The sequence below is a fragment of the Geodermatophilus siccatus genome, from assembly GCF_900103785.1.
GTDB classification, from domain to species: Bacteria; Actinomycetota; Actinomycetes; order Mycobacteriales; family Geodermatophilaceae; genus Geodermatophilus; species Geodermatophilus siccatus.
In genome coordinates, this window is sequence record NZ_FNHE01000002.1 from 304721 (window position 1) to 329189 (window position 24469).

At 73.2% G+C, this 24469-nt stretch carries 19 protein-coding genes; 8 read left to right on the forward strand and 11 right to left on the reverse strand.

The annotated features are described in order from the left end of the window. Positions 1–83: 83 nt before the first annotated feature. Genes BLS21_RS04735 through BLS21_RS04745 form a run of 3 tightly spaced genes read left to right on the forward strand, consistent with a single transcriptional unit; the run spans position 84 to position 3191 of the window. Positions 84–293: a hypothetical protein gene (locus tag BLS21_RS04735; RefSeq protein WP_091214491.1), complete on the forward strand. Its 210-nt coding sequence runs from the start codon at positions 84–86 to the stop codon at positions 291–293. Further along, positions 290–2122, forward strand: a complete 1833-nt coding sequence (locus BLS21_RS04740) for a hypothetical protein (protein WP_091214494.1) — start codon at positions 290–292, stop codon at positions 2120–2122. Before BLS21_RS04735 ends, BLS21_RS04740 begins: the two co-directional genes overlap by 4 nt. A gap of 10 nt (positions 2123–2132) precedes the next feature. After that, entirely contained in the window at positions 2133–3191 is a 1059-nt protein-coding gene (locus BLS21_RS04745) for a ferritin-like domain-containing protein (RefSeq protein ID WP_091214496.1), read from the forward strand. A 283-nt stretch (positions 3192–3474) separates the two neighbouring features. On the opposite strand, the gene BLS21_RS04750 is transcribed toward BLS21_RS04745, so the two are convergent. Further along, complete coding sequence (locus tag BLS21_RS04750) at positions 3475–5091, reverse strand: amidase (protein WP_217635981.1); 1617 nt, start codon at positions 5089–5091, stop codon at positions 3475–3477. Between the two features lie 501 nt (positions 5092–5592). Here BLS21_RS04750 and BLS21_RS04755 point away from each other — a divergent pair. Next, complete coding sequence (locus tag BLS21_RS04755; protein ID WP_091214499.1) at positions 5593–7230, forward strand: flavin-containing monooxygenase; 1638 nt, start codon at positions 5593–5595, stop codon at positions 7228–7230. Between the two features lie 95 nt (positions 7231–7325). Here the strand turns inward: BLS21_RS04755 and BLS21_RS04760 are convergent, their stop codons facing one another. Continuing rightward, positions 7326–8003, reverse strand: coding sequence for a GntR family transcriptional regulator (locus BLS21_RS04760; RefSeq protein ID WP_091214502.1), 678 nt, complete (start codon positions 8001–8003; stop codon positions 7326–7328). Between the two features lie 142 nt (positions 8004–8145). Between BLS21_RS04760 and BLS21_RS04765 the strand changes: the two genes are divergently transcribed. Then, the gene (locus BLS21_RS04765) at positions 8146–9096 is read left to right on the forward strand and encodes an alpha/beta hydrolase (RefSeq protein WP_091214504.1); all 951 of its coding nucleotides are present in this window, start codon (positions 8146–8148) and stop codon (positions 9094–9096) included. Between the two features lie 291 nt (positions 9097–9387). Here BLS21_RS04765 and BLS21_RS04770 read toward each other — a convergent pair whose 3' ends face one another. From BLS21_RS04770 to BLS21_RS24495, 6 genes are all read right to left on the reverse strand, one after another. Then, positions 9388–9888: a phosphohydrolase gene (locus tag BLS21_RS04770; protein WP_091214507.1), complete on the reverse strand. Its 501-nt coding sequence runs from the start codon at positions 9886–9888 to the stop codon at positions 9388–9390. Between the two features lie 520 nt (positions 9889–10408). Then, the gene (locus BLS21_RS04775) at positions 10409–12226 is read right to left on the reverse strand and encodes an ABC transporter ATP-binding protein (protein ID WP_091214510.1); all 1818 of its coding nucleotides are present in this window, start codon (positions 12224–12226) and stop codon (positions 10409–10411) included. Further along, positions 12219–12680, reverse strand: coding sequence for a lasso peptide biosynthesis B2 protein (locus BLS21_RS26395; protein WP_091214513.1), 462 nt, complete (start codon positions 12678–12680; stop codon positions 12219–12221). The genes BLS21_RS04775 and BLS21_RS26395 overlap by 8 nt, the downstream gene beginning before the upstream one ends. Further along, positions 12677–12931 carry a lasso peptide biosynthesis PqqD family chaperone gene (locus tag BLS21_RS04785; protein ID WP_217635982.1) on the reverse strand — a complete coding sequence of 85 codons (255 nt, stop codon included), beginning with the start codon at positions 12929–12931 and terminating at the stop codon, positions 12677–12679. Before BLS21_RS04785 ends, BLS21_RS26395 begins: the two co-directional genes overlap by 4 nt. Next, positions 12918–14738: an asparagine synthase-related protein gene (locus BLS21_RS04790; protein ID WP_175479420.1), complete on the reverse strand. Its 1821-nt coding sequence runs from the start codon at positions 14736–14738 to the stop codon at positions 12918–12920. The genes BLS21_RS04785 and BLS21_RS04790 overlap by 14 nt, the downstream gene beginning before the upstream one ends. Before the next feature lie 253 nt (positions 14739–14991). Continuing rightward, on the reverse strand, positions 14992–15117 hold the full coding sequence (locus BLS21_RS24495; RefSeq protein WP_139177016.1) for a lasso RiPP family leader peptide-containing protein: 126 nt from the start codon (positions 15115–15117) through the stop codon (positions 14992–14994). A 504-nt stretch (positions 15118–15621) separates the two neighbouring features. On the opposite strand from BLS21_RS24495, the gene fxsT reads away from it, so the two are divergent. The 3 genes from fxsT to BLS21_RS04805 all read left to right on the forward strand — a co-directional run bounded on the left by fxsT (position 15622) and on the right by BLS21_RS04805 (position 21279). Then, positions 15622–18843, forward strand: a complete 3222-nt coding sequence (fxsT, locus tag BLS21_RS04795) for an FxSxx-COOH system tetratricopeptide repeat protein (RefSeq protein ID WP_091214521.1) — start codon at positions 15622–15624, stop codon at positions 18841–18843. A gap of 281 nt (positions 18844–19124) precedes the next feature. Further along, the gene (locus tag BLS21_RS04800; protein WP_091214524.1) at positions 19125–20006 is read left to right on the forward strand and encodes an alpha/beta fold hydrolase; all 882 of its coding nucleotides are present in this window, start codon (positions 19125–19127) and stop codon (positions 20004–20006) included. Between the two features lie 202 nt (positions 20007–20208). Then, complete coding sequence (locus BLS21_RS04805; RefSeq protein WP_091214526.1) at positions 20209–21279, forward strand: DODA-type extradiol aromatic ring-opening family dioxygenase; 1071 nt, start codon at positions 20209–20211, stop codon at positions 21277–21279. Positions 21280–21384: 105 nt separating this feature from the next. On the opposite strand, the gene BLS21_RS04810 is transcribed toward BLS21_RS04805, so the two are convergent. The 3 genes from BLS21_RS04810 to BLS21_RS04820 form a co-directional block, all read right to left on the reverse strand. Next, positions 21385–22089 (reverse strand): RraA family protein, encoded by a 705-nt coding sequence (locus BLS21_RS04810; RefSeq protein WP_091214529.1) that lies wholly within the window; start codon positions 22087–22089, stop codon positions 21385–21387. Positions 22090–22194: 105 nt separating this feature from the next. Further along, positions 22195–23082 carry a beta-keto acid cleavage family enzyme gene (locus BLS21_RS04815; protein ID WP_091214532.1) on the reverse strand — a complete coding sequence of 296 codons (888 nt, stop codon included), beginning with the start codon at positions 23080–23082 and terminating at the stop codon, positions 22195–22197. Positions 23083–23214: 132 nt separating this feature from the next. Continuing rightward, on the reverse strand, positions 23215–24381 hold the full coding sequence (locus BLS21_RS04820) for a DUF3500 domain-containing protein (RefSeq protein ID WP_217635983.1): 1167 nt from the start codon (positions 24379–24381) through the stop codon (positions 23215–23217). Between the last annotated feature and the right edge of the window lie 88 nt (positions 24382–24469).

Sequence of the window (24469 nt, forward strand, 5' to 3'; positions counted from 1 at the left end):
GTGGTGACGCTGCCGTGACGCACCCGCTCGTACCCTCGTCTCCCCCGACGAGGTGGATCGTCGACGTCGGACCACCTCGTCCCGTGGACGAGCGCGACGCGGACCTGCATCCGGGCGAAGACCTGCTGATCGACCCGCTGACGGGTGTTCACCCGCCCGCGGATCCGGACACCGTCGTCAACGGACGTGGGAGGGCCGAGCGGTTGCCGGTGCGGACCGGCACCGGGCTCGTCGTGCATCTCGACGACATCGGCGCGCTGGCTGAGCTGAGCACCGTGAGGACGAGCGGATGAGCTATCTCGACGGAACGCGGATAACGTTCTCCGGCCGGTTCTTCGGTGACGTGTCGACGGTGAACAACCGCGCCACGAACTACCCGCCGTCATCCACTCCCCCGACCCAGCTCTGGAATCCGGGCGGCGGCTCGACCTTCGACTTCCTGGGCTGCCGCGTCTGCGGAGGCGAGCACCTGGGTGGCGCGCCGGTCGCCGTCGACGACCCCGTGCGGGGTCTCGCCGTCGTCGGCGCCGCTGACCGTCCGAGCGCCAAGCTGGTCGACCTCGACCCCGATTGGCAGAACTCGTCGGAGATCTGGGGTCTGGTGGTCCGGCTGATCGACCCGACGAGTGGTGCGGAGGTGCTCTCCGGGTCGTTCCGCGTGTCAGGCTTCCGCGACATCACGTCCCGCCAGATCGACGGCGCCGACGTGAACGGCCAACCCGCCGGTGCTTCCTTCGTCTCCGTGCTCGAGGACGTCGCCTACGGGTCCGCCGGTGCGGCATCCCCTGCTCTCGCCGCGATCCGTGCGGAGAGCTCTGCGGACCGGCTGTCCATCGTCCTCAACACGTTCGGGTTCTTCAGGGCACACGTCGGGGACTCCTTCGCGACCGGTTCGCTCACCGGGTGCATCGGCCCATGGCGCGCCGGCGAGCCCGCCGGGTTCGTGGCCGGACGCCGGATCGAGGCGGGCGTGCTCTCGGCCGAGGAGGACCCGCCGGTCGTCCTCGGCCCGACGACCGCCGCGCTGGACCGGCCGAACTCCCGCCTGGTGGTCGACCTGGGCAACGCGTATCCGATCGTGGACCACGCCGGGACGCCGGCGACGCTCGCCCGCGTCTCGGGGTCTGCGGAGACCGTCGATGCGCTCGAGGTCGGTGTGCTGAGCGGTGAGGACATCGCGCCGGGGGACGTCCTGAGCGATGCCGACATCGTCGTGATCGGCACGATCGACCTGACCGAGGCGCCCGGACGCGCAGGTGTGTTCTCCTTCCCGTTGACCGCCGCCGCGGCCTCGGCCGCGGGTGAGCGTCCGCTGGCTGTGCTGGCGCGGCGCCCGGATCTCAGTAGACGCGTGGTGTGCCGGGAGACCGCCGACGGTCTCTACGTCCGGGCCGACGAGTTCGTGCATCGGCTCGACGCGCACAGCGCCGGGGTCGCCTCGGTGTGCGCGGTCCGGCGGGGAAGTCCGGCAGCGGGCGTGGTCGTCCACCTCGCGCGCTCAGGTGCGGCGCTGCAGTTCCCGGCCCAGGTCGAGACGGATGCCCGGGGTTTCGCGTCGATCCCGCTCACCGCCGGCGATCCCGGCAACCCTCGCGGTGCCTTGGCCCTCGACGGCGAGGTCGTGCGGATCGCCTACTCGGCCCGGCTGGCCGCCAACGGATCGCCGGACTACCTCGGGAGCGGGCTGGACTCCAGCCTCGACCTGATCGTCGCCCACGTCCGCGATCCGTTCGAGGTCCCCGACGAACCGGACTGGGTGCGGGACATCCACCCCATCCTGGCCCAGTACGCCAGGCTGTACCCGGTCATGCGGGAACACATCGCCGACCTCGGTGACCGCGACGCCGTGCTCTCGTGTCGACGAGCGATGGTGTTCGCGCTGACCCGCTCCATCACCGACCCGAACTACATGCCGGTCAGCAGGGACCTCTCGGCGCAGAAGCTCGCGGCCATCGTCACGTGGCTCGAGATGGGTCCGACGCAACGTCCGGCGCCATCGGCATCCGACGAGCCGGTCGATGATCCGCTCGGTCCTGACCCGCACAGCGCCGAGGCCGCCGCCGCGTCCAGGCGCATCCTGACACGGCAGGCCGCTCTCCGCCGTGGTGAGCCGGAGGGCTGAGGAACCCGCCATGCTGCAGATCGAACGCGCCGCGGTGGATGCGCTCCATCGAGCCGGCTCGGCCGAGGAGCTCGCCGACCTGATCCACGAGGCCATCAGACTCGAGTTCTCGACCATCCCGCCCTATCTCACCGCGATGCTGTCCCTCAAGCCGGGTACCAACCGGGACATCTGGCGGGACGTCCACGACGTCGTCGTGGACGAGATGCTGCACATGGCGATCGGCTGCAACCTGCTCAACGCGCTCGGTCGGACGCCGGCGATCGCCCGTGCCGAGTTCGTCCCGAGATACCCGTCGACACTTCCCCTCGGGATCGGCACCGGACTCGTCGTGGGGTTGCTGCCCTTCTCCCGCGACCTCGTCAAGCAGGTCTTCATGGAGATCGAGGAGCCCGAGGACCCGTTGGTCTTCCCCGCCCACCACTCCCTCGCGGCGGAGGGAGCGACCTTCGCGACGATCGGTGAGTTCTACCGGACACTGCGCAGCAAGCTCATCGACCTCGGGGACGACGTGTTCGTCGGTGACCCGGCACGCCAGCTCGTGTCGCCGCGGTGGTTCCCGACCGAGCGGCTGTTCGCCATCACGGACGTGGACTCGGCCGTCCGCGCGCTCACCCTGGTCGTCGAGGAGGGCGAGGGAACCGGGACCGCCCCGGTGGATCCCGACGGGGACGTCGCGCACTACTACCGTTTCGAAGCGATCTGGCGCGGTCGGCGGCTGGTGCGCGACCCGACCGTGCCCGAGGGCTACTCGTTCACGGGCCCGGAGTACCCGTTCCAGCCCGATGGGGTCTGGCCCCTCACGGCCAACCAGCGCATCTGCGACCTCGACGCCGACACCGAGGCCTGCCGGCGGGCCCGTCAGTTCCAGGTGACCTTCACCCGCCTGCTGATGGCGCTGCAGCGCGTCTTCGACGGCGAGCCCGAGCGCCTGGACGTCGCGATGGGCATCATGTTCGAGCTCAAGATCGCCGGACAGGTCCTCGCGGGCCTGCCCGCCATCGTCGGCGGCGTGCCGACCGGCCGTACGGCCGGCCCGGTGTTCGGGTACGCGGTCGTCAACGAGTGATCAGCACGAGGCCCACAGGCCGATCGGGCCGCATCGGGCACGCATCCTCTCTCGTCCGGGGGGAACGTCCGCGGAGTCCTGCGCCCGGGACAGGACGCCACCTCTCACGACCGCGGCCGAGCCACCCCGCCCGGCCGCGGGGACCCGCGACGGGTCACCCTCGACGACCCGCCGGTCCCGACGGGAAGGGGCGCGGGAGGCCCCCGCCAGGACCACCTGTCACGGGCGACGGGCGGGGCTGCGCCGGCGGACGGACGACGTCCCGTCGGCGCAGCCGAGGACGTCAGCTGCGCACCAGGGCGGGCCACCGGTCGCTCCAGGGAGCAGCCGCCTCGAACGCCGCGGCTGCGCGCAGGACCGTCTCGTCCGCGAGGTGCCGGCCGACGATCTGCAGGCCCACGGGCAGGCCGTCCTGCGTCCAGCCCGCCGGAACGGTGGCCGCCGGTTGACCGGTCATGTTGATCGGCAGCGTGAAGGACAGCCACTGGAAGGACGGCACCATCCGGCCGTCGACCTTCTCCGGCCCCTGCACGTGCACCGGGAACGGCGGAACCGTCAGCGTGGGGGTGAGGAGGAGGTCGTGGTCCTCCATGAACCGCCACATCCTGTTGTTGACCGCCTTCCGCGTCATCACCGCGTCGGTGAGGTCCTCAGCCGTCCATGGCCGGGCGAGGAACTCCACCAGGTGCGGGGACATCTCGGTCTCGGCGGCCAGGCGTCGCATCCCCCGCAGATCCGTGTCGAGAGCGACGATGCCCCAGAAGGCGGCGTACGGGTCGTCGAAGCCAGGGTCGGCCTGCTCCACGTGGCAGCCCAGTTCCTCCTCGAAGACCCGGACGGCGGTCTGGACGACCTCGCGCACCGCGGGGTCCACAGCGGCGTACCCCAGATCGGGGCTGAAGGCCACGCGGAGACCTCGGACGTCGCCGGAGAGGCAGCCGGTCCAGTCCACGTCCGAGGTCGGGATCGTGTGCCGATCCCGGGGGTCGGGCCCGGCCATCACCGACAGCATCAGGGCGCTGTCGGCCACGGTCCGCGACATGGGACCGATGTGCTCCAGGGACTCCCAGCTGGAGACCCCGGGGTACCGCTCGTCACGGCACCCCGGGTACAGCGGAACCCGTCCCATCGACGCCTTCATGCCGAACAGTCCGCAGTGGGCCGACGGGATGCGCACCGACCCGCCACCGTCGCTGCCGACGGCGATGGGGCCCATGCCGGCCGCGACAGCGGCACCCGAGCCGGCGCTGGACCCTCCAGGGGTCATCGCCGGGTTCCACGGGTTGCGCGTCGTCTCGAAGACCGGGTTGTGCCCGACCCCGCTGTAGCCGAACTCCGGCACGTTGGTCTTGCCGATGATGATGGCGTCGGCCGCCTTCAGGCGTTCCACCACGATGTCGTCCTCGTCGGGTACGAAGTCCTCGTACGCCTTCGAGCCCATCGCCGTCCGGATGCCCTTGGTCGCCACGAGGTCCTTGATGCCGACCGGCACACCCGCCAGCGGACCGACCTCCTCCCCGGCGGCGATGCGATCCGCGAGGTCCTCGGCCTGCTGACGGGCGAGGTCGAGGGTCGGGGTGCAGAACGCGTGCAGCACGGGTTCCACGGCATCCATCCGGTCGCTCACCGCTCGCACGACGTCCACGGGCGAGATCTCACCCGCCCTGACCGCCGCGGCGAGGTCGGTCGCGGGCATGGCACAGATGTCGGTCATGGTCGACGATCCCCTTCTCGATCGCGCGACGACGCCGGGCGCGCCGGCCTCGGTCATGCCGTCCGCTTCCGCGGTGTCGTCGGGGGTCGGTTCCTCGGCTCCCGTCCGGGAACCGTAGGCCTCGACGAGGAACGCGTGGGTCACGAGCGAGCCCGCGATCCCCGGGAAGGCGGAGCGCACGTGCACGCCTGTGCCTGTGCCGAACGACGGCGGGCGTTCGACTCCCCACCCGCGCCGCTGACCGGCCGGCTCCGTCATCCCGCCGTCGCGCCGGCGCTGCTGGGGGTGACAGCACGCGTGCCCGGTCCGCCGCCATCCCGGAGCCCCGCCCCGTCGCACCGTGACCCGGCTGAGCCGCAGGGGGTTGACCCAGATGCAGGATGCATCCTACGTTGTGGCGGCGGTCACACCCGAACGGGTGAACGCACCTCCGGTCAGAGATCGACCCCCCTGAGGTGACGCCCATGGCGCTCGACCACGGCGCTCCGCGACCCGTATCGCCCGGGTCCGACGGGCACGGCTCCTCCACGGTGGTCGGCCTCCGGCCGGGCGGCGGCGACGTGATCGACCACGGCGCCGACGTCCTCGACCCGCGCTGCACGCCTCAGCCGGCCTGACGCCGGCCTCCCCTCGTCCCTTCCCGCATCCGGCCCTCTGGACTCCCTTCCCTGCCCCAGGAGGACGACCATGTCCGCACCCGCCGCCGACCCCCAGGCCCAGACCCCTCCCGTCCCGTCGTCCGTCGACGTCGTCATCGTCGGAGCCGGCTTCTCCGGCATGTACCTGCTGCACAAGCTGCGCACCATGGGGATGTCGGCCGTCGTGTTCGAGGCCGGCACGGACGTGGGTGGCACGTGGTACTGGAACCGCTATCCCGGTGCCCGCGTCGACGTGGAGAGCCTGGCCTACTCGTACTCGTTCGACCCGGACCTGGAACAGGACTTCGAGTGGCAGGAGCGCTACCCCACCCAGCCGGAGATCCTCCGGTACGCCCAGTACGTCGCCGACCGCTTCGACCTGCGCAAGGACATCGTCTTCCGCACCCGGGTGACGGCGGCGCACTACGGCGAGGACAGCCGGACCTGGCAGGTGCGCACCGAGCACGAGGACGCGGTGACCGCGCGGTTCGTCGTCATGGCCACCGGCTGCCTGTCGTCCTCGAAGCTGCCCGAGATCCCCGGCCTGGACTCCTTCAAGGGCGAGACGTACCACACCGCGCACTGGCCCCACGAGGGCGTCGACTTCACCGGGAAGCGGGTCGGCCTCATCGGGACGGGGTCCTCGGGGGTGCAGTCCATCCCCGTCATCGCCGAGCAGGCCGCCGACCTGACGGTCTTCCAGCGCACCCCGGCGTACTCGCTGCCGGCCCGCAACCGGAAGCTGCGCGCGGACGAGATCAGCGAGATGAAGGAGAACTACCGGGCCTACCGGCAGGCTCAGAAGGAGTCCGGGTTCGGCATCCCGACCCCGGTGCCGACGAAGTCGGCGCTGGAGGTCTCCGAGGAGGAACGGGATGCCCGGTTCGAGGAGGCCTGGGAGAGCGGGAGCCTGGTCAACCTGCTCACCACGTACACCGACCTGGCCCTCGACCAGGACGCCAACGACACGGCGAAGCGGTTCATCCACCGCAAGATCCACGAGATCGTCGAGGATCCGCAGACCGCCGCGGACCTGTGCCCGGAGTACCCGGTCGGCACCAAGCGCCCGTGCCTGGACACCCACTACTACGAGACCTACAACCGGCCCGACGTGCACTTGGTGAACCTGCAGCGCGAGCCGCTCGTGGAGGTGACCGACAAGGGCGTGCGGACGGCGGCCGACGAGTACGTCTTCGACGCGATCGTCTACGCCACCGGCTTCGACGCCATGACCGGGTCGCTGACCAACGTGGACATCCGCGGGAGGGGCGGCGCGTCGCTCAAGGAGACGTGGAGCGCCGGTCCTCGGACCTACCTGGGCATCGGCTCGGCCGGCTTCCCCAACCTGTTCATGATCACCGGACCCGGCAGCCCGTCGGTGCTGTCGAACATGATCGTGTCGATCGAGCAGCACGTCGACTGGGTCTGCGACGCCATCGACCACCTGCGGCAGCAGGGGCTGACCACCATCGAGCCGAGCCAGCAGGCGCAGGACGAGTGGGTCGACCACGTCAACCTCATCGCCTCCCACACGCTCTACCCGAAGGCCAACTCCTGGTACATGGGGGCGAACGTCCCCGGCAAGCCCCGCGTGTTCATGCCCTACGCCGGCGGCGTCGGTGAGTACCGCAAGAAGTGCGACCAGATCGCGGCGGACGGCTACCCGGGCTTCGTGCTCAGCGCGTGACCAGCGCCGTCGCTCTCGTCCGGGCCGCGGACGACGCCGTCCGCGGCCCGGACGGGAGCCGCCCGCGCGGGGGCATCAGCCTCCGGGCGACAGGGTCAGCTCGGAGCGCCCTCCGCGTCGCCGTGCCACAGGATCTCCTCCACCGCGGCCCGGTACTCGACGTAGATCTGCCGGTAGCGCGCCACGGCCCCGGCTCGGTCGCCTCGCTCGAGCAGTGCCAGGACCTCGCCGTACCCGGTGACCCAGGGGTGCCAGAGGCTGCTGCCCGGCTCCATGGCCATCATCCGCCCCGTGCGGACCACGACCTGGTCGAGCAGCGACTGCAGTTCCCGGTTGCCGTTCGCCATCACGACGATGGTGCTGAAGTCGGCCCCAGCAGCCGACGCCGCCGTGACGTCGCCGCGCTCCAGAGCGCCGGTGAACTCGGCGTAGCGCTTGCGCAGGCTGGCGATGTGCTCGGCAGTGAGGTTCTCCACACCCCCCGCGAACCCGGCGCAGGCGAGCAGCTGCATGACGTCGACCAGCTCCAGCGCCGACTTCTGCGTCAGCCCCGACACCTTGCGGGTGCGGTTCGGTGCGACGTCGACCAGGCCCTGGGCGGTCAGCTGCGTGATCGCCTCGCGCACCGGGGTGATGCTCACCCCGAGCCGCGACGCGATCTCGGCGTCCTTGAGCACGGTGCCAGGTGGCAGCTGCCCGGACGCGATCTCCTGGCGGAGTTGCTGGACGACGGCCTCGCGCCGGGTGAGCGGCACCTCGAACGACGACGTCACCGACCCACCCCCTTCCCGGTCATCGTGCCAGCCGGTCCCCCACCTGACAGTCCGACCGGCTGCCCCATGCCCCGGCCCCGGTACGGGCCGGTCCCGGTACCACTCGCCCACTCACCCGCACCACTCGACCGATGGAGGGCCCATGTCCCGTCGTGACCTGATCGACCCCGAGTCCCGCGGCACGCTCGACGCGCTGCTGGAGGCCATCCCAGGCGGCTTCAACGCGATCCCGGACATCGCGGCCCGGCGAGCGACCGTGCAGCAGATGCTCGCCGCCATCGAGGTGCCGGAGAACCCGAACGTCACCAGGGAGGACCGCGCCGTTCCCGGACCCGACGGCGAGCCGGACGTCACGGTGCGCATCTACCGGCCCGCCGCGGCCAGCGGTGAGCTGGCGGGCATCTACTACATCCACGGCGGCGGGATGATCCTCGGCGACATCGAGGGCGAGGACGCCGCCGCCACCCGGATCTGCGACGAGGTCGGCGCCGTCGTCGTCTCCGTGGAGTACCGCCTGGCCCCTGAGCACCCCCACCCGGCGCCGGTGGAGGACTGCTACGCCGGCCTGGTGTGGATGGCCAAGAACGCCACGGAGCTGGGAGTGGACCCCACCCGGATCGCCGTCTACGGCGCCAGCGCGGGGGGCGGCCTGACGATCGCCACCGCGCTTCTGGCCCGGGACCGCGGTGGCCCGGCCCTGCGGTTCATGATGCCGATCTACCCGATGATCGACGACCGCAACGAGACGGCCTCCAGCCACGAGATCACCGACATCGGCGTGTGGGACCGGGCCGGGAACATCGAGGCCTGGGGCTGGTACCTGGGCGGTCGGCCGGCGGACCGGTACGCCGCGCCCACGCGGGCCGAGGACCTCACCGGCCTGCCGCCGGCGTTCATCGACGTCGGCACCGTCGACCTCTTCCGCGACGAGGACATCGCCTTCGCCCAGCGGCTGATGCAGGCCGGCGTGCCCTGCGAACTGCACGTGTACCCCGGCGCCTACCACGCCTCGGAGACCCTCGCCGCTGAGGCGGCGTTGTCGCAGCGGATCTGGGCCGCCCGCATCGAGGCTCTCAGGAGCGCTCTCGCCTGAGACGAGCAGAACGGCGCCTGGGCGAACACCGATCGGCCAGGCGCCGTTCGACGCGCGTCATGCCGGCGGGCCGTGCCGGCACGGCGTGCCGCCCGGGCAGGGTTCCGCCGGCGGCCCCGCGAAGACCGCCTCCAGCTCGGCGAGGGCGCCGGCCGACCGCCCCGCCTGCCGGGGAGGCCGGTCTCAGCGGGGCATGGTCAGGATGGGTTCGACGACCGCGCCGCTGCTGGAGGCCTCGGCTCGCCCCCCGGTCGACCGCGGGCCCGGTCGTGCCGTGATCAGCGGTACGGGTCAGGCGAGGATGCGGGGCTCGGAAGCGGCTTCGGCCTTCAGCAGGATCCGCCGGGCGGGGAGCAAGCGGCCCTCCCGGAGGGTGCGCGCCTTGTTCGGGTCCGTCTTGGCCAAGTGCTCGCTCTCGTCGAGGTGACGCTTGTTCTCGATCAGCTCGATCAGGCGGCCGAGCCGGTCGGCAGCGGCGCGTTGGATGAACCCACCCAGGTAGGGCTCGCCGGGGCGCGGGGTGATCGCGTCGATCGCTCGAACGACGTCTTCGGGCACGTGGAGGGCGCGCAGCCGGTCCGTGTCGTAGCGGCGGGCAGGGTCCGGGTGGTCGCGGGTGTCCTCGATGATGTGGTGCAGGACCGCGACCATCTCAGCGCGCTTCCCGTGCGGACGGGCCGCATCGGCGATCGGCACCAGCTGGTACAGGTAGTAGTCACGGCCTTGCTCGTCGACCTGGCCTTCGTGTGCCTCCATGGCGAGGAGGTGGGCGGAGGCAACGGAGAACAGCACGGGTGGGCTCCCCCTCAGGGCATCGGACGTCGCCTCTCCGCGAGGGGCGGTGGTGCGGGGGTACCGGGAGCTCGACGAGGTCCCCGGGCCCGGAGCCCGTGGCGTCCACCGCACCGCTCCGGCCCATCCGGTCGAGGACAGCCGGGGAGGATCCGGAGTCGGATGCTCTCGATCGCCCCACTGCGAGTCAGGTCAGGGCGGGGCGCCCGCGGCTGGAATGCCTGCCACGCAGTCTCCGTGGCGCACTCCGACCCTATCCCCGGCTCGGGTCACTTCTCAACGCGGCCCAGCAGCAGAGCGTCATCCGGCACCGACCCGGCGTGACGCATGAGCCGTCCACGTGCAGACCTTCCTCGCCCCGGCGATGCCGGGGCGGCGGCGTCGCCACGTTCCCGGCGGCGGCACCGTGCGACTCATCCCCGCTCCGGCCTCGTCGCCGCAGACGGTGTGGCTCGCCAGGGGCGCCTCCACCGGCCCGCCGCCTGGGCGGAGGACCGACCCGCCCGGCCGATCGGCGCAGTCAGGACTGTGCGAGGGCCCTGGAGCCGGCGTGGGGAGTCACCGCGGTCACCCGTCCGCCATCGAGCGCGACGACCACGTCCGCGGTCCTGATCGTCGATGCCCGGTGTGCGATCACGAGCAGCGCGCACTCGGCCGAGACGAGGTGGATGGTGCGCGCGAGTGCCTCCTCGTTGGCCGCGTCCAGCTGCGAGGTGGGCTCGTCGAGCAGGAGCAGCCGCGGCCGTGGAAGCAGCGCCCGAGCGATGGCGACGCGTTGGCGTTCGCCGCCCGAGAGCATGGACCCGTGCTCACCGACCGGCGTCTCGAGCCCGCGGGGGAGCCTCTCGACCAGGTCGGTCAGGTTGGCCAGCTCGACGACCCGACGGAGGTCGTCCTCGCTCGCGTCAGGCCGGGCGTACGCGATGTTCTCGCGGAGGGTCCCGTGGAGGACCGGGGAGCTCTGCTCCACGAGTCCGATCCGCTCCCGGCACTGGCGCACCGTCAGCTCGGTGGCGATGTCGAGACCGCCGAGGAGGATCTGCCCGCGATCAGGTTCGTAGAACCGCTCGAGGAGGGAGAAGATCGTCGACTTGCCCGCGCCGGAGGGCCCGACCAGCGCCACAGCCGTGCGCCCGGGGACCTCGAAGGAGACCCCGCGGAGCACCGGGTGGCCCCGGTCGTAGGCGAACCAGACATCCCGCACGTCCAGCGCCGGCGCATCCTCCCGAGGGACGGACGGTCGCCTCGTGGTGGCGATCCGTCGCTCGGCGACGTCGGTCTCCACCGGGAGCTTCGCGACGTCGTTGACCCGCTGCAGCGCGGCCATGCCCTTCTGCAGGGTCGCGAGGAGTTCGAACAGGGCGGACATCGGCCCCGCCATGTACGTGACGTACAACAGGAAGGCGACGAGATCCGCGATCGTCGTGTGGCCGCTGGCGACCCGGATACCGCCGACGACCAGTACGGCGATCAGCGACCCGTTGGCCGACAAGCTGACCACCGGTTCGGCGATCGCCTCGAGCCTCGCCACCCGGAGGTTCTCGGAGCGGGCCGCCCGCGCCCGCTCGCCGATCCGACGGCACTCCCGGTCTTCCGCTCGCATCGCACGAACCGTGCGGATGGCGCTCAGCGCGCGCTCCATCTCGGCGGCCATCGCCCCCAGGCTGCTCTGCGCCTGTTCGGCGGCGGACCGGATGCCCGCCAGGACGAACAGCGTGAGGCCGCCCATCGCCGCGACGATGCCGAAGACGAGGAGGAACAGGACCGGGTCGATCCACACCATCAACGCGACGCCACCGACGATCACGAAGACCCCCGTGAGGAAGTCGACGAGGTCGTAGGCGATCGCATCACGCAGCACGGTGGTGTCGTTGGTGGCCCGGGACATCAGGTCCCCGATGCGCTGCCGGTGGTACGTCCTCAGGGGGAGCCGCAGGAGTCGGTCGATGAGGTGCAGCCGCAGGCCGAGGACGATGTCCTCACCGGAGCGTTCCAGCCGGTACCGAGCGAGTGCCTCGACGGCGGCTTCGAGCAGGAAGACCGCGGCCAGCAGGGCCAGCAGCAGCCCGATGGGCCGGCCGGCGGAGAACGCATCGATCGCCTGCATCGCCACCAGGGGCTCGAGCAGGCCGAGGCCACCGCTGGCCAGCGCGAGCAGGAGAGCCTGGGCGATGCCCTTCCGGTGGCCTCTGGTGACGGCGAGGAGGGCCTTGAGGCCGGCTTCGAGCCGTTCCTGGTCGGGGTCGTCCGCGCCGGGGTCGTCGACGGCCTCGGGCGTGCCCGGTCGGGCGTCAGCGCCGTCGACGGGTTCCGGGCGTTCCCGCTGGCGTCTAAGCACTGCCGTGTCCGCGCCGCCGGTCGGCCATCGGGTCGCTCCCCCCGGGCCCCACGGGCTCCGGGGGGACCGTCATCAGGACCCGGAAGGATTCGACGCCCGGCGGCTCGTCGACGATGCGGTCCTCGGCCTCCACCCACGCGTGCGCCGCGAACGGTCCGGTCACGACCCCCACCCGCCAGGTCGGCCAGGCCCCCTCGACACGGCACAGCAGCGCCGTGGCGATCGACCGGGGCAGGCAGCCGTTCGCCGAGCAGGTCGGACTCGAGCGGACGACGGCCGCCCGCGCTCTGCTCGCCTGCTCGTACGTGGCAGGCCGCGCTCCCCGCCGGAGGACCGTCAAGGTCGCCGAGAGGCGACGCGGCGGCAGGCGGGACAGCAGCCTGCCGAGCACCACCGCAGCTCGTGGAGCCCACCGGTGCCGGGAGGCGTGCTCCGCGTCGCGCCCGGTGCTCATGACGCCACCAGCAGCCGCGCCGCGGTCAGCTGCGCGACGAGCCCGGACACGTCGTTCCTGGCGTGCTCTGCACCGACACCGAACCGGCACACGAGCGCCTCGACGGCGTCGTCGCGGTCGCCCTCGCCGAGGAGGGTGCTGAGGACCAGGAACCCCGTCCGGTTCACCTGCCAGTACCGACCGGCATCCTGGTCCAGGAGGACGGCACCGTCGTCGGTCGCCACCAGGGACACCGCCTCACGTAGCCGCATGGGCATGGTCCACGTCTCCGTCCTGTGCCTGGTGCGGCCCTCGGGCGAGCCGCGGAGGGTGCGCGGGGATGCGTTCCTGCGGGGACCGGAGCTCTTCCAGGTCGCGGAGCCACCGCTCGCAGGCGAACGTGTCCGACAAGGCCACCGGGACGTCCTCCGACGTCCACAGTGACGTGGAGCAAGCGGTCCGCAGGGCGCCGGCGTCGATCAGCCCGAGCCGGGCGAGGCGCGAGTCCTCGCAGAGTGCCACCAGCTCCTCCCGGTTCTCGCGGATGCCTCGGAGCACGAGGCTCGTGCCGTCCGGCTTGCTGACCCGTGCCAAGGAGCGGGGAGGAACGACCCCGCGCATGGCCGCGGTCAGCAGTGGCTTGTACCGCCACGGGTGGGCACGTTCCTCAGGACGTACCGCGAGGCACGCCTCGAGGACGGCGTCGTCGAGGAACGGGTTGCTCACCGGCAGTCCGATCGACGCCGCGAACTGGGCGGCGCGACGGATCTTCTGCCCCGTCTCGACGGCTCCCCGCAGGAGCTCGTCCTGGGCGGCGTCCCGCGAGAGCACCCGGAACTCGTCGGCGGCCCGGAGCATGCGGCTGCGCACCAGTTCCACGGTTCTCGGGGTCACCCATGCCGGGAGGCTCGCCGCCACCGGCGCTCGGTCGTCCCTGGGCAGGTCCCTCGTGTCGACGAGTCCGGCACGCAGGCACCGGGCGCTCCGCTGGAGCAGTTCTCGCGGGTCGGGCGGACGGAGCGCTCGTACGGTCGTCCGCCAGGACCAGCGGCCGAACGCGCGGAAGGCACGGAGGTGTGACAGCGCGAGCAGTGGCCGACGGCGCACCAGGCCGGGGAGGTAGCTCTCCGAGTCGCCGAGCAACTCGTCCCCGCCTTCCCCCTTCAGGCGCAACTCCACGCCCCGCTCCCTCAGCAGCGCGGCGACCGCACGCTCGGCGGCCTGGTCGACGATGTCGGGGTGCGGCTCGTCCAGCGGCTCTGCCGGTCCCGTGATCCCGGTGTAGTGCAGCGGGAGTTCCGATGCCGAGACGACGAGCCGCTGCACGTGCGGGATCCCCTCGGCTGCCAGATCCGCCCACATCGGATCGTCGTCGCGGGGGTCGCCCGTGTCGGAGGTGAAGGTGGTCAACGGCCGCCCGCCGGCCGCCGCCAGGTAGCACAGCGATGTCGAGTCCAGCCCCCCTGACAGGTCGGAGCCGAGCACCCGTCCGCTCGAGCGACGCGCAGTGACGGCTGCGTCCAGCGCCTGCCGGAGCACGAGGGCGCCTTCGTCGAGGCCCAGGTCGGCGTCGGGCGGGGTCCAGCGGGTGCCGACGCTGCCGTGCCCGCTCGGCGCGACGCGCAGGTAGCTGTCGGAGGCGATCGCGGCGACCCCCTGCCACAGGGAGTGGCTCGTCGTGATGCTCGGCAACGTGTCGCCCAGCAGGAGGAGCCGCGCGGCCAGGAGGCCCTCGTCGAGCCGGGCGCCGGTGAGCGTCGCGAGCACGTCCGCGCGGTCGGCGGCCACCGTGACCCCGGCGATCGTCGCGCAGAAGACCCTCCGCTCTCCGGACAGCGTGCCCTGCACGTGAGTGGTCCCATCGACCGAGGCGAGCAGGTGGAAGCTCCCCGGGATGCGCGCGAACGCGGCCGCGAGATCGGTGACGTCGTGGATTCGCGCTGCAGTTCTCTCGAGCGCGGCAACCTCTGCGGCGCACGCTCCCAGGACCGCGATCCGGACCCGTCCGGCGCTCGCGACCCGCAGATCGCGTACGTCCCAGTGGCCGATGAGCCAGGGGCGCCCGGAGGGATGGTCCACGCGACAGGCCGTGGGCGGCAGCACCGCCAGGATCTCGCAGCCGGCCACGCTGTCAGGTAATGCGAGGAACCACTCGGCCGCATGCGGGCGCGGTTCCCCATGGAATGGCGCAGTGTTGTTCATGCCGCCTCCTGCTCACACGCCGGTGATGCCGGATCGCGCCGTTCCGGTCCGCGGTTTGCGACGCCGCGGACCGGAACAGTCAGGCGCCCACCTGCGCTCCCTTCCCCACCGGGTGGGGAGGGGTTGGCGATCAGTAGCCGTGCCCGCCCTTCGGACGACGGTTCTTGCAGCGGTGGTCATGGCCGCGCTTCCGCTTGGGGGCGCGCGTCAGATCGGCGAACGACCCGGTCTCGACCAGCGTCGGCGTCTCGTACATGTTCTTCCCTCCCTTCTGGATACCCGGCCCGGTCCTGCCCGAGAGGAATGCACAGTGGATTCGGGCCTCGATCGGATTGATTCGGGTTCGCACCCTTTTCCTCTCGGGAGGATGACGATCGATCAATGGCCACCGACTGTCAACACCGCGGACCTCGGTCACCGTGAAGTCTAGAGATGGCCCTACCGTGGTCGACGGGTTGTTCCCCCGAGACGGTAGGGATGGCCACCTCGGTGGCGACGTGTTCTCCAGCCATTCGGAGAACACCGGAGGAGCCGCATGGTGACGTTCCCGGAAGGAGTGCAGCCGGCCGGAGGAATTGTCAGCGGTCCTGGCGCGCACGAGGCCACCACGTGCCTCTCCGCGTCGACCTCGATCGAGGCACCGGAGCGCGATCCGGCCCCTGCGCAGCCCGGCGGGATCCGGCCCAGCAGGTATCAGCAGGTCGCCGCCGGGGTCTGTTCTGCAGGATCCCTGCGGCACACCGCTGGAGGCCCCGTCGCGATGACCGCTCCCTCCCCGTCGCCGTGCCGCCAGGAACCGTCCGCCTCACCATCCGGGCCGGTCCGCATCCGGGTGCTGGGGCCGCTGGAGGTACTCTGCGACGCGACCCCCGTCGCCATCAGCGGGCGCAAGGAGCGCGCCCTGGTGGTGCTGCTGGCGCTGCACGCCGGACGCGTGGTGCCGGCGGAGACGTTGATCGAGGCGTTGTGGGGTCCCGAACCCCCGGTCTCGGCGGAGGCGTCGCTGCGGGTCCTGGTGGCGCGGGTGCGCAAGGCGCTGGCCGGAGCCGGGGCGCGGGACGTGGTGCTGACCCGGGCGCCGGGCTATCTCCTCGCCGGCGCAGAGGTCGACACGCAGCTGTTCGAACGGCTCAACGCCCGGGGGCGAGCGGAGCTGGCGGCCGGGCGCCCTCAGGCGGCGGCCGCCGCGCTGGGCGAGGCGCTGGCGCTGTGGCGGGCCGACCGGCTGGCCGAGACCGGCAGTGCGGCGCTGCGAGCCGAGTCAGCCCGGCTGGAGGAGGCGCGACTGGCCGCGGTGGAGGCCCGCATCGAGGCCGATCTGGGTTGCGGCCGGCACGCCGAGCTGGTCGGTGAGCTGGAGCTGCTGTGCCGGGCCCAGCCGCTGCGGGAGCGGCTGTGGGCCCACCGGATCACCGCTCTCTACCGCTGCGGGCGCCAGGCCGACGCGCTGGGCGCCTACCAGCAGCTGCGGGCCACCCTGGCCGACGAGCTCGGCATCGACCCCAGCCCCGAGCTGCGCCGCCTGGAGACCGCCGTCCTGACCCAGGACCCCTCTCTCGCCGGAGCAGGACCCCGTCAGGCCGACGACGACCCGGCCGGCCGGGAGCCGTGGTGCCCGCCGGGGTCCGGCGGCCGGCCGGGGCTCCCCGGCGCCCTGCCGCGGGTGTGGCGCGTGCCGGCCCGCAATCCGCGCTTCACCGGCCGGGAGGGCATGCTCCGCGAGCTGCGCCGACGGCTGGGCGCCGGTGGGGCCACGCTGGTGGTGCAGGCCCTGTACGGGATGGGCGGAGTGGGCAAGACCCAGCTGGCGCTCGAGTACGCGCACCGGTTCGCCGCCGACTACGACCTGGTGTGGTGGATCGACGCCGAGCAGCCGGTGCTCATCCCCGACCAGTTGGCCGTCCTCGCCGCTCGGCTGGACGTGCCGGCCGGGACCACGGTCGCCGACACGGTGGACCGGCTGCTCGCGGAGTTGCGTCATCGGACCCGCTGGCTGCTGGTCTTCGACAACGCCGAGCGGCCGGCCGACGTCGCCGATCTCCGGCCCGGCGGGCCAGGACACGTGCTCATCACCTCCCGCTCCCCCGGCTGGGGCGCCCTCGGCGGGCGGCTGGAGGTCGACGTGCTGGCCCGAACCGAGACCATCGCGCTGTTGCGGGCCCGGATCCCGGGGCTGGACGACGAGTCGGCCGACGCCCTCGCCGCCGAACTCGGCGACCTGCCGCTGGCCGCGGCGCAGGCCGCCGCCTACCTGGAGCAGACCGCGCTACCGGCGGCGGACTACCTGCGCCGTTTCCGCGCCCACCGCGCCGATCTGCTCCACCGCGGTGAGGTGGTGGGCTATGCCGGGCGGCTCGACACCACCTGGGAGCTGTCGCTGGAGCGGCTGCGCCACGAGGACCCGGCCGCCGTGCAGCTGCTGCAGCTGGCCGCCCACCTGGCGCCCGAACCCGTCCCCCTGACCCTCTTCGGCGACCACCCGGAGCTGCTGGACGAGCCGCTGCGCAGCGCCGCCGCCGACCCCGACGCCCTGGCCGACACCGTCGGGGCGCTGGTCGGGTACTCCCTGGCCCGCCGCTCCCCCGACGGCTTCCAGGTGCACCGGCTCGTGCAGGCGGTCATCCGCCGCCAGCTGCCCGCCGAGCGGCTGCAGACCACCACGCACCACGTGGTCGCGCTGCTCGCCGCCGCCTCCCCGGGCGACCCGGAGGATCCGGTCAGCCGGGCGGCCTACGCCCGGCTCGCCGCGCACGTACTGGCCACCGCCCCACTGAGTGCTCACCATCCCGGCGGCCGACGACTGGCCCTGGACCTCAGCCGCCACCTGCAAGCACGCGGAGACAGCTCCGGCAGCCGAGCCGTCGCCGAGCAGCTGCTCGACCACTGGCGGCAGGAGCTCGGCCCGGACCACCCCGACACGCTGAGCGCCGCCAGCAGCCTCACCCGTGCCCTGGTCCAGCTGGGCGAGGTGGAGCCGGGCCGCGCCCTGGCCGAGGACGCCCTGCGGCGCTGCCGCCGGGTGCTGGGCCCGGACCACCCCACCACCCTGCACGCGGCGACCGTCCTCGCCCACGCCCTGCTCGGGCTGGGGAAGGTGGGGTCGGCCCGTCCCCTGGCCGAGGACGCCCTGCGGCGCTGCCGCCGGGTGCTGGGCCCGGACCACCCCACCACCCTGCACGCGGCGACCGTCCTGGCCCGCGCTCTGGTCGAGGTGGGCGACGTCGGGCCCGCCCGTGCCCTGGGCGAGGACACCCTGCGGCGCTGCCGCCGGGTGCTGGGCCCGGACCACCCCACCACCCTGCACGCGGCGACCGTCCTGGCCCGCGCTCTGGTCGAGGTGGGCGACGTCGGGCCCGCCCGTGCCCTGGGCGAGGACACCCTGCGGCGCTGCCGCCGGGTGCTGGGCCCGGACCACCCCACCACCCTGCACGCGGCGACCGTCCTGGCCCGCGCTCTGGTCGAGGTGGGCGACGTCGGGCCCGCCCGTGCCCTGGGCGAGGACACCCTGCGGCGCTGCCGCCGGGTGCTGGGCCCGGACCAGGCGAGGACCCTGTGGTCGGCCGCCGCCCTGACCCTCGCCCTGGTCCAACTCGGCGAGGTCGAGCCCGCCCGCACCCTCGGCCAGGACACCCTCCGGCGCTGCCGCCGGGCGCTGGGCAGGGACCACGCGACGACCCTGTTGGCGGCCGCCGCCCTGACCCTCGCCCTGGCCCGGCTCGGCGAGGTCGAGCCCGCCCGCACCCTCGGCCAGGACACCCTCGGACGCTGTCACCGGGTGCTCGACCCGGACCACGTGATCGCCTTGTGGGCGGCGACCGCCCTGACCGTCGCCCTGGCCCGGCTCGGCGACGCCGAGCCCGCCGGCACCCTGGGTCAGGCCACCCTGCAGCGCTGTTGCCGGGTGCTCGGCCCGGACCACCCGACCACCCCGTACCTCACCGAGGCCGCCAGCGCTGCCCCCCGTCCCCGCACCGAGCCCTGAGTCGGGGAGCTGCTCGCCCCCGCCCCGGCGACCGCGAGGCAGGACGGAGCCTCGAGGTCCAGGAGCAGGTCGTGGCGTCGTCCCGACGGGGCTCGACGCCGACCGCAACCACTCCGCAAGCCGACCGCTATCGGGAGCAGCGACCGTCCTGTCGTCGGGCTGGGCCCCGACGACGGAGGTCCCGGGCCGGAGCGAGAGACCCCTCACGCCACTCCTCGCGACCTCCGTCTCCGGACCGTTGCGGACCGCGACCGGTCCGACGACGCGGAAGGAGCGAGAGCATGACCGAGGGAGTTCGCACCCCGGACCTGCACCCGGGGCGGGCGGGTCTGCAACCACCCGGGGTGCCGGTGCGCACGATGGAGCGGGTCACGGCCGGCGTGGCGGAGCTCGAGGCCGACGTGCGGGGGTCGGGGGACGCGGTCGTGTTCATCCACGGCCTCGGCGTGGCGGACACCTTCGCACCCGTGGTCGAGGAGCTGGCGTCCGCCGGCACCCACCGGCTCATCCGCTACCGCCGCCGTGGTTACGGCGGGAGCGGTCCCCGGCAGGGTCGCCGCACCTCGATCGAGGAGCACGCCGCCGACTGCGTGGCCCTGCTGGCGGCGCTCGGTGTTCCGAGAGCGCACCTCGTGGGCCACTCCTACGGCGGCTGCGTGGCCCTGCAGGCGGCCGTCGACCACCCGGAGGTGGTGAGCAGTCTGGTCCTGCTCGAACCCGCGGTGTTCCGCGAGCCCGACAAAGGACCCCTGCGGAGCGAGCTGGGTCGCTTCGTCGCGCTGCACCGGGCCGGCGACGACGCCGCAGCGGTCGACGGCTTCTGGTCGTTCGTGGGTGGCCCGGACTGGCGGGAGGACATGAGCCGCACGGTCCCTGGCGCGCCGGAGCAGGCGGTGGTCGACGCGGCCGCCGCGTTCGACTCCGACGTCCCCTCGGCTCCCGCGTGGCGGTTCGGAGCGGAACAGGCGGCGGCCGTCGTCCGTCCGGCGCTCCACGTCCTCGGGTCCGGCACCCTGCCGGTGTTCCGTGCGGGTGCCGAGCTGCTGTGCTCGTGGCTGCCACGGGTGGAGCGGGCGACGCTGCCCGACGCGAACCACCTGCTGCACGTGCAGCAGCCGGAGCGCGCAGCCGCGCTCATCGCCGACTTCGTCACGCGGGTCTGAGCACCCGCACCGCCGCGACCTGCCAGCCGGCTCAGGTGCCCCCGTCGAGACAGGGCAGTGGCGGACGCGGTCCTGCCCAGCCGGGACCACCCACTCGCGCAGAGGACCGCCGGTGCGACGTCCGCGCTCCTGAGCCACCTCTCGCGTCGCCCGGCGAACAGGCGGCGCACACAGACCCTCGGATCGAACAGGAGAACCCGCCGTGGCAGACATCCTGGGCATCGGCCTGACGCACTACCCGCCGCTGATCGGGACCGACGAGGACATGGCCGACGTCCTGCGGTGGACGTTGTCCGATCCCGACATCCCGGCCGAGCGCAAGGAGCCGACGTCGTGGCCGGAGTTGATGCGCACCGAGTGGGGCGCCGACGGAGGCACGGCCGCGGCGGCCCGGCACCGCGCCGCGCTGTGCGCGGGTCTCGCCCGCTGCCGGGCTGCGCTGGACGCGTTCGCCCCGGACGTCGTGGTGGTCTGGGGCGACGACCAGTACGAGATCTTCCGGGAGGAACTCGTCCCGGCGTTCTGCGTGCTGGCCTACGACGACCTGGAGGTCCGGCCGTTGGCCAGGTCGGCCGCCCGCGGCAAGCCCAACGCCTGGGGTCTCCCCGGCGATCTGACCCTCACCGTGCGCGGCGCGCCCGACATCGGCCGCGAGATCGCCGCGGCCCTGCTCGAGGCCGGCTTCGACGTGGCCTACGCCTACCGCAAGCCCGCAGACGCCCCGTTCCCGCACGCCTTCGTCAACACCCAGCTCTTCCTCGACTACGAGCACGCCGGCACCCGGTTCCCCTATCCCGTGGTGCCGATCGCGGTGAACTGCTACGGCCGGCACGTGATCGCCCGCAAGGGCGGCAGGGTCCGCTGCGCCGACATCGCGGGCGAGCGACTCGACCCGCCAGGTCCCAGCCCAGCCCGCTGCTACGCGCTCGGTGGTGCACTGGCCGCCGCGCTGCGCGACGGGCCGCATCGAGTGGCACTCGTGGCGTCGTCGAGCTGGTCGCACGCCTTCCTCGTGGACGAGAACTGGCACCTGCGCCCGGACACGGCCGCCGACCGGGAGCTCTACGCCGCACTGGCAGCCGGCGACTACGGCTCCTGGCTCGAGGTCACCACGGAGGACGTCGTCGCCGCCGGCCAGCACGAGGTGCTCAACTGGTTCTGCCTGCTGGGGGCGATGGCCGAGCTGGGCTGCACGCCGAGCTGGTCCACCTTCGTCGAGACGGACGTCTTCAACTCCAACAAGTGCTTCGCGGTGTTCGACCGACCTCAGTGAGGGGCTGCCCACTCCTGGAGCAGCGCCGCGGAGCGGTCGGCGGCTCCCCCCGGGCGGGGTGCACGTGCCGGCGGACGGGGAGCGGGAGCGCGGCCGCGGGCGTCGTCACGGGAGTGGAGTCGCGGCTGCGTCGCCCCGCTCGGCGATGACGGCGTCCGCCCCGGTCGCCGCCGCGATGCTGACGCCGTCCGCCACGGCCTGCCGCCATGCCATCTCCCGCTGCTCGACCGCACGGGTCATGGCGATGACGGTGTCGAGGTGTTCCCGCGGGACGACGACGACGCCGCTGGCGTCCCCGCGGACCACGTCACCGGGACGCACCACGACCCCGCCGACCTGCACCGGGACGTTGATGGCCCCCGGCCCCTCGTTGGACCCCGTGGCGGGATGGGTGCCGCGGGCGAACGTCGGGAGGCCGACCTCGTCGATCCCCTCGACGTCGCGCACCGCCCCGTCGACGACGACGCCCACGACGCCTCTCCTGGCGAGGGCTCCCGCGACGATGTCGCCGAGGACGGCGGCGTCCGCCCTGCCACCACCGTCGACGGCGACCACGTCGCCGGGGCGGGTCAGGTCGGGCATCTTGAGCACGAAGAGGATGTCCCCCGGCTTGGTCCAGACCGTGACCGCGGGGCCGCAGAACTCCGCTCCCCCGGCGATCCGGCCGAGCCCGGGCCCGACCACCCCCACCGGGCCACCGCAGTCGGCGATCTGGGTGGTGGCGAACCCCGCCAGGGCCGTGACCGCCTCGGCCGGCGGGCGCTCGATCGCCTCGACCACCGTCCACTGCTGCGCGTGCCACCTGCTCATGCCACGTCCTCCGACTGCGCGGTGTCGATGGTCCCCGGGGCCGCCGGACTGCCCGGGACGGTCAGCCCCACGGCGGTGGTCGTCATCGTCGGTGCCTCCCTCTCGTCAGGCCCGCGCTGCCCCGGCCGTGGCCCGGCGGACCTCCGAGGCGGTGGCGAGCGGCCGGCCCGCCCGCTGCACGGCGCGGCAGGCCTCGGCGACCATCTCCGCATTCGTCCTGGTGCAGCCGAGGGGTGCGTCCTCCAGCCCGACCCGCAGGTGGCCGCCGCGCGCCATGGCGACGTCCCAGAGCCCGTCGAGCTCGACGCCGAGACCGGCGATCATCCAGGGTGCCCCGGGATCCGACGCGTCGAGCAGGCGCAGGTAGCCGTCCAGCGCCCACTCGGTGGGCGGCAGGCCGAAGGTGAACGCCGTCGAGAACATCAACCGGTAGACCGGGCTCGGCGAGCCGGGGACGGCGGCACGCAGGGCCGCGCCGGTGCGCAGGAAGCCCGGCTCGTAGACGGCGTAGCTGGGCACCAGGCCGTGCTCGCCGCACAGCTCCAGCCCGGTGCGCACGTCCGAGGCCGAATTGGCGTAGAGGAAGCCGTCCTCGCCGTCGCGCAGCTCCGCGAAGGTCGCCAGGGTGACCGATCCGGGGTCCACGACGCTCCACTCGACCAGGCCGGCCCGGCCCAACCGCTCCACCACCTCGTAGCGCGCCCGGGCCTCGGCCCGTCCCTGCGACGGGCGCGCGCCCATCGGCACGGTGGGGTAGCAGATGACGTCGCGGCGGCTGCGGACCGCCTCGAAGACCGGTGCGTAGAGGTCGTACGCCTCGCTCGGACGGCCGGAGCCCTCGTCGTAGGCGTGCAGGTGGACGATCGCCGCTCCGGCGTCCGCGCAGGCGACCGCCTGCTCGACGATCTCCGCCCGGGTCACCGGGATCCCCGGCTGCCGCTGCCGGGTCCACGGACCGTTCAGCGCCGCCTCCAGCCACACCCCCTCGGCCATGGCACCTCCACCGTGTTCGGCAGCCGTCGGGCCTCAGTGTCGGCGGGCCGGCCGCGGCCCGCACGGTCGCCGGGCCCCGCCGCGGCCGCTCCAGCGCATCGCCGGGCCGGGGCACGCCACGGGCACGTCGGGTCAGCCGTGGTGCGCCGCGCGGTGCCGGGCGAGCACGTCGAGGCCGAAGTCGGAGCCGGGATCGCGCCACACGGAGTGCGCGTGGTTGGCGCCGCGCTGCGTGTTGTCCCACTCGACCAGCAGGCGCGGTCCCTGCACGCGGTAGTAGTGCGGCGCCCCGGGGGTCGTCGGACCGGCCCAGGCGACGTGGACGGCGTCGAGCGCGGCCTCGTCGTCGTAGCGACGCACCGGGGACACCTCGGGCGGCACGCGCTCGAGGTAGGTCCCCAGGAGTGCCCGCAGCATCCCGCGCTGCTCGGCGTCCAGCTCGGACGCCGGCACGCCCCGCGGCTCGGCGGTGTACTCGACGGCCGCGTGGTCGGCGTCCTCGTAGCCGGCGGCCTCGTCGATCGCGTCGCTCAGGGCCTGCAGCTTGGCCTGCTCGCCGGCGTCCGGGAACCGCTCGTCCCGCCAGATGCCGGCGAGCGGGACGACCCGGTCCCCCGGGGACACGACGGTGCGGTTGGCGGTGACCAGGTCCGGCGGGGCCTTCGGCAGCAGCACGGCACGGGTCGCGAGCTCCGGTGGCAACGAGCGGACCAGGTCCCGCGCGAGGTCCTCGACGCGGGCCAGCGGCCGGTTGACCGCACCGCCGAGCAACGGCGACGTGGCGGGGTCGGCACCGAGGAAGCACGGCGTCGTCGCGACGAGCGCGCCGTCCACGACCAGGTTGTTCAGCGAGACGTGGTGTCCTCCGAACCGCCAGCCCCACACCCCGCTGCCGCCCGGCTCGCCGAAGACGCGCAGGTAGTACAGGCCGGGGTCGCGGCCGCGCTCCCGGTCGAACCGGGTGACGAAGCCCTCGACCTGGTCGAGCACGTTCTCCAGGCCGATGATCGTCGCCACCGTGACGTAGCCGGGCGTGGACAACCCCGTGGCGACGAGCCGCATCGCCGCCCGCTGCTGGGCCGGCTGCTGGGCGTGGAAGGTCAGGCCGCCGTGGTCGGTGGGGGTGTAGAACCAGCGCCGGCGCTCGGCGTCCGAGGGGTCGTCCCCCGGCGCCGCCCCGACGGCGATCCGTCGCTGCTCGGCGTCCAGGCCGTCCAACCAGGCGCCGGCCGCCTCGGCCATCCGGTGCGCCACGTCGTGAGCGGGGACGCCGTCGGCCACGCTCCCAGCAGCAGTCACGGCCGCAATCTAGCCCCGCGACCCGTCAGCCCGCCGCAGCAGCGGCGCTGCTCCGTCCCGGCCTGCGGCGTCGGCGTCCCGGCCCTAA